The organism is Pseudomonas sp. 51_B, from assembly GCF_017491595.1.
GTDB lineage: Bacteria > Pseudomonadota > Gammaproteobacteria > Pseudomonadales > Pseudomonadaceae > Aquipseudomonas > Aquipseudomonas promysalinigenes.
Window position 1 is genome coordinate 1 of sequence record NZ_JAFGYW010000415.1, and the last position, 444, is coordinate 444.

General features: G+C 57.2%; 1 protein-coding gene. It reads left to right on the forward strand.

All coding sequences use genetic code 11. The annotated features are described in order from the left end of the window. Positions 1-444: penicillin-binding protein activator LpoB (locus tag J5M56_RS25505; RefSeq protein WP_207938125.1), on the forward strand; the 444-nt coding region annotated here is incomplete at both ends.

Consider the following 444-nt stretch of genomic DNA (forward strand, 5'->3'; position numbering starts at 1 on the left):
CACCTCGCCGACCCTGGGCAGCAAGAACATCAGCTACGGCGACACCAAAGCGGTTGAAACCGTGACCAACGAATTCGGTTCGACCGACCTGCAAATGATCGCCGAGTCGATGACCCGCTCGCTGGCCCAGTCCGGCATCCTGCAGGGTCGTCCGGTAGTTCAGGTCTACGACGTGAAGAACAAGACCAGCGAGTACATCGACACCCGCGAAATCACCACCAGCATCAAGACTCATCTGATGAAGACCGGTGTTGCGCGCTTCGCCAGCGACAACAATGCGATGCAGAGCCAGGTTGACCAGCTCAAGCTGCAAAACCAGAGCGGTCTGTACAAGAAAAGCACCGTGGCCAAGACCGGCAACATGGTTGCCGCCAAGTACCGCATCGAAGGCTCGATCAGCTCGATCGTCAAGCGCAGCAGCGACTACAAGGATGTCTTCTACAA